This window comes from Pseudomonas sp. 2FE (assembly GCF_005503735.1).
In the GTDB taxonomy this organism is placed as follows: Bacteria; Pseudomonadota; Gammaproteobacteria; order Pseudomonadales; family Pseudomonadaceae; genus Aquipseudomonas.
Genome location: NZ_SCMO01000020.1, coordinates 1 through 5348, shown reverse-complemented (window position 1 = coordinate 5348; position 5348 = coordinate 1). Strand labels below are relative to the sequence as shown.

Below are 5348 nucleotides of genomic sequence, written 5' to 3'. Positions count from 1 at the left end.
ATTTGCGATTGCTGAGCCAAGTTTAGGGTTTTCTCAAAACCCAAAGATGTTTGAACTGAAGAGTTTGATCATGGCTCAGATTGAACGCTGGCGGCAGGCCTAACACATGCAAGTCGAGCGGCAGCACGGGTACTTGTACCTGGTGGCGAGCGGCGGACGGGTGAGTAATGCCTAGGAATCTGCCTAGTAGTGGGGGATAACGTTCGGAAACGGACGCTAATACCGCATACGTCCTACGGGAGAAAGTGGGGGATCTTCGGACCTCACGCTATTAGATGAGCCTAGGTCGGATTAGCTAGTTGGTAGGGTAAAGGCCTACCAAGGCGACGATCCGTAACTGGTCTGAGAGGATGATCAGTCACACTGGAACTGAGACACGGTCCAGACTCCTACGGGAGGCAGCAGTGGGGAATATTGGACAATGGGCGAAAGCCTGATCCAGCCATGCCGCGTGTGTGAAGAAGGTCTTCGGATTGTAAAGCACTTTAAGTTGGGAGGAAGGGCAGTACATTAATACTGTGCTGTTTTGACGTTACCGACAGAATAAGCACCGGCTAACTCTGTGCCAGCAGCCGCGGTAATACAGAGGGTGCAAGCGTTAATCGGAATTACTGGGCGTAAAGCGCGCGTAGGTGGTTCGGTAAGTTGAATGTGAAATCCCCGGGCTCAACCTGGGAACTGCATCCAAAACTGCCGAGCTAGAGTATGGTAGAGGGTGGTGGAATTTCCTGTGTAGCGGTGAAATGCGTAGATATAGGAAGGAACACCAGTGGCGAAGGCGACCACCTGGACTGATACTGACACTGAGGTGCGAAAGCGTGGGGAGCAAACAGGATTAGATACCCTGGTAGTCCACGCCGTAAACGATGTCGACTAGCCGTTGGGAGCCTTGAGCTCTTAGTGGCGCAGCTAACGCATTAAGTCGACCGCCTGGGGAGTACGGCCGCAAGGTTAAAACTCAAATGAATTGACGGGGGCCCGCACAAGCGGTGGAGCATGTGGTTTAATTCGAAGCAACGCGAAGAACCTTACCTGGCCTTGACATGTCGAGAAGTCTGCAGAGATGCGGATGTGCCTTCGGGAACTCGAACACAGGTGCTGCATGGCTGTCGTCAGCTCGTGTCGTGAGATGTTGGGTTAAGTCCCGTAACGAGCGCAACCCTTGTCCTTAGTTACCAGCACGTTATGGTGGGCACTCTAAGGAGACTGCCGGTGACAAACCGGAGGAAGGTGGGGATGACGTCAAGTCATCATGGCCCTTACGGCCAGGGCTACACACGTGCTACAATGGTCGGTACAAAGGGTTGCCAAGCCGCGAGGTGGAGCTAATCCCATAAAACCGATCGTAGTCCGGATCGCAGTCTGCAACTCGACTGCGTGAAGTCGGAATCGCTAGTAATCGTGAATCAGAATGTCACGGTGAATACGTTCCCGGGCCTTGTACACACCGCCCGTCACACCATGGGAGTGGGTTGCACCAGAAGTAGCTAGTCTAACCGCAAGGGGGACGGTTACCACGGTGTGATTCATGACTGGGGTGAAGTCGTAACAAGGTAGCCGTAGGGGAACCTGCGGCTGGATCACCTCCTTAATCGACGACATCAGCTTCCTTATAAGCTCCCACACGAATTGCTTGATTCATTGCGAAAGACGATTGGGTCGTCCCTGTAGGATGGGGAGGATCAGGTAAGAGTTGTCAGCCTAGTAGCCCGAACAATTGGGTCTGTAGCTCAGTTGGTTAGAGCGCACCCCTGATAAGGGTGAGGTCGGCAGTTCGAATCTGCCCAGACCCACCAATTGTTGTGGAAAAGCCTGCTGAATCAGGGGGCCATAGCTCAGCTGGGAGAGCGCCTGCCTTGCACGCAGGAGGTCAACGGTTCGATCCCGTTTGGCTCCACCACGACGAAGTGCTTGAGAGAGTTCAGAATTGAATATTCCCGGGGTAGCCTGGCTGAATATTGAATTCTGGTCTTTGACCAGTAGTAACAATCGTTCTTTAAAAATTTGGGTATGTGATAGAAAGAATAGACTGATCACCCTTTTCACTGGGGTGTGATCAGGCTAAGGTAAAATTTGCGAGTTGAATTGCGAATTTTCGGCGAATGTCGTCTTCATAGTATAACCAGATTGCTTGGGGTTATATGGTCAAGTGAAGAAGCGCATACGGTGGATGCCTTGGCAGTCAGAGGCGATGAAAGACGTGGTAGCCTGCGAAAAGCTTCGGGGAGTCGGCAAACAGACTGTGATCCGGAGATGTCTGAATGGGGGAACCCACCTAACATAAGTTAGGTATCTTGCACTGAATACATAGGTGTAAGAAGCGAACCCGGGGAACTGAAACATCTAAGTACCCGGAGGAAAAGAAATCAACCGAGATTCCCTTAGTAGTGGCGAGCGAACGGGGACTAGCCCTTAAGCTTCTTTGATTTTAGCGGAACGCTCTGGAAAGTGCGGCCATAGTGGGTGATAGCCCTGTACGCGAAAAGATCTTAGAAGTGAAATCGAGTAGGACGGAGCACGAGAAACTTTGTCTGAATATGGGGGGACCATCCTCCAAGGCTAAATACTACTGACTGACCGATAGTGAACTAGTACCGTGAGGGAAAGGCGAAAAGAACCCCGGAGAGGGGAGTGAAATAGATCCTGAAACCGTATGCGTACAAGCAGTGGGAGCCCACTTTGTTGGGTGACTGCGTACCTTTTGTATAATGGGTCAGCGACTTATTTTCAGTGGCGAGCTTAACCGAATAGGGGAGGCGTAGCGAAAGCGAGTCTTAATAGGGCGTTTAGTCGCTGGGAATAGACCCGAAACCGGGCGATCTATCCATGGGCAGGTTGAAGGTTGGGTAACACTAACTGGAGGACCGAACCGACTACCGTTGAAAAGTTAGCGGATGACCTGTGGATCGGAGTGAAAGGCTAATCAAGCTCGGAGATAGCTGGTTCTCCTCGAAAGCTATTTAGGTAGCGCCTCGTGTATCACTGTTGGGGGTAGAGCACTGTTTCGGCTAGGGGGTCATCCCGACTTACCAAACCGATGCAAACTCCGAATACCAACAAGTGCGAGCACGGGAGACACACGGCGGGTGCTAACGTCCGTCGTGAAAAGGGAAACAACCCAGACCGTCAGCTAAGGTCCCAAAGTTCTAGTTAAGTGGGAAACGATGTGGGAAGGCTTAGACAGCTAGGAGGTTGGCTTAGAAGCAGCCACCCTTTAAAGAAAGCGTAATAGCTCACTAGTCGAGTCGGCCTGCGCGGAAGATGTAACGGGGCTCAAACTAGACACCGAAGCTACGGGTATCACTTAGGTGATGCGGTAGAGGAGCGTTCTGTAAGCCTGTGAAGGTGAGTTGAGAAGCTTGCTGGAGGTATCAGAAGTGCGAATGCTGACATGAGTAACGACAATGGGTGTGAAAAACACCCACGCCGAAAGACCAAGGTTTCCTGCGCAACGTTAATCGACGCAGGGTTAGTCGGTCCCTAAGGCGAGGCTGAAAAGCGTAGTCGATGGAAAACAGGTTAATATTCCTGTACTTCTAGTTATTGCGATGGGGGGACGGAGAAGGCTAGGCCAGCTTGGCGTTGGTTGTCCAAGTTTAAGGTTGTAGGCTGGGTGCTTAGGTAAATCCGGGCGCCTAAGGCTGAGAGCTGATGACGAGTGCTCATTAGAGCGCGAAGTGGTTGATGCCATGCTTCCAAGAAAAGCCTCTAAGCTTCAGATAACTAGGAACCGTACCCCAAACCGACACAGGTGGTTGGGTAGAGAATACCAAGGCGCTTGAGAGAACTCGGGTGAAGGAACTAGGCAAAATGGCACCGTAACTTCGGGAGAAGGTGCGCCGGTGAGGGTGAACGATTTACTCGGTAAGCCCATGCCGGTCGAAGATACCAGGCCGCTGCGACTGTTTATTAAAAACACAGCACTCTGCAAACACGAAAGTGGACGTATAGGGTGTGACGCCTGCCCGGTGCCGGAAGGTTAATTGATGGGGTTAGCTAACGCGAAGCTCTTGATCGAAGCCCCGGTAAACGGCGGCCGTAACTATAACGGTCCTAAGGTAGCGAAATTCCTTGTCGGGTAAGTTCCGACCTGCACGAATGGCGTAACGATGGCGGCGCTGTCTCCACCCGAGACTCAGTGAAATTGAAATCGCTGTGAAGATGCAGTGTATCCGCGGCTAGACGGAAAGACCCCGTGAACCTTTACTATAGCTTTGCACTGGACTTTGAATTTGCTTGTGTAGGATAGGTGGGAGGCTTTGAAGCGTGAACGCCAGTTTGCGTGGAGCCAACCTTGAAATACCACCCTGGCAACTTTGAGGTTCTAACTCAGGTCCGTTATCCGGATCGAGGACAGTGTATGGTGGGTAGTTTGACTGGGGCGGTCTCCTCCTAAAGAGTAACGGAGGAGTACGAAGGTGCGCTCAGACCGGTCGGAAATCGGTCGTAGAGTATAAAGGCAAAAGCGCGCTTGACTGCGAGACAGACACGTCGAGCAGGTACGAAAGTAGGTCTTAGTGATCCGGTGGTTCTGTATGGAAGGGCCATCGCTCAACGGATAAAAGGTACTCCGGGGATAACAGGCTGATACCGCCCAAGAGTTCATATCGACGGCGGTGTTTGGCACCTCGATGTCGGCTCATCACATCCTGGGGCTGAAGCCGGTCCCAAGGGTATGGCTGTTCGCCATTTAAAGTGGTACGCGAGCTGGGTTTAGAACGTCGTGAGACAGTTCGGTCCCTATCTGCCGTGGACGTTTGAGATTTGAGAGGGGCTGCTCCTAGTACGAGAGGACCGGAGTGGACGAACCTCTGGTGTTCCGGTTGTCACGCCAGTGGCATCGCCGGGTAGCTATGTTCGGAATAGATAACCGCTGAAAGCATCTAAGCGGGAAACTAGCCTCAAGATGAGATCTCACTGGAACCTTGAGTTCCCTAAAGGGCCGTCGAAGACTACGACGTTGATAGGTGGGGTGTGTAAGCGCTGTGAGGCGTTGAGCTAACCCATACTAATTGCCCGTGAGGCTTGACCATATAACACCCAAGCAATTTGCCTGCTTTGAGATAAAGCGCAGCAGATTGATGAGTGTGAAGACGATACCGAAAGTTCGTCAAACTCGCGTAACACCGTCTATCACAGACCCAATTTGGAGTAGCGCGCACGCGACACTCCACCCGAATTGCTTGACGACCATAGAGCGTTGGAACCACCTGATCCCATCCCGAACTCAGTAGTGAAACGACGCATCGCCGATGGTAGTGTGGGGTCTCCCCATGTGAGAGTAGGTCATCGTCAAGCTTAAATTCCAAACCCCTCACTCGCGCAAGCGAGTGGGGGGTTTGTCTTTG

Annotated in this window: 2 tRNA genes and 3 rRNA genes; all 5 read left to right on the top strand. The window is 52.1% G+C overall.

From position 1 onward, the window contains the following. Positions 1 to 52 precede the first annotated feature (52 nt). The 5 genes from FFS12_RS19795 to rrf all read left to right on the top strand — a co-directional run bounded on the left by FFS12_RS19795 (position 53) and on the right by rrf (position 5298). Positions 53 to 1591 (top strand): 16S ribosomal RNA (locus FFS12_RS19795). Positions 1592 to 1719: 128 nt separating this feature from the next. Next, positions 1720 to 1796 (top strand) — tRNA-Ile (locus FFS12_RS19790). Positions 1797 to 1824: 28 nt separating this feature from the next. Beyond that, positions 1825 to 1900 (top strand) — tRNA-Ala (locus FFS12_RS19785). Between the two features lie 243 nt (positions 1901 to 2143). Beyond that, positions 2144 to 5033 (top strand): 23S ribosomal RNA (locus tag FFS12_RS19780). A 149-nt stretch (positions 5034 to 5182) separates the two neighbouring features. Next, positions 5183 to 5298: ribosomal RNA gene (gene rrf / locus FFS12_RS19775) — 5S ribosomal RNA — on the top strand. Together the 16S, 23S and 5S rRNA genes with 2 tRNA genes alongside form the textbook arrangement of a ribosomal RNA operon. The last annotated feature ends 50 nt before the right edge of the window (positions 5299 to 5348 follow it).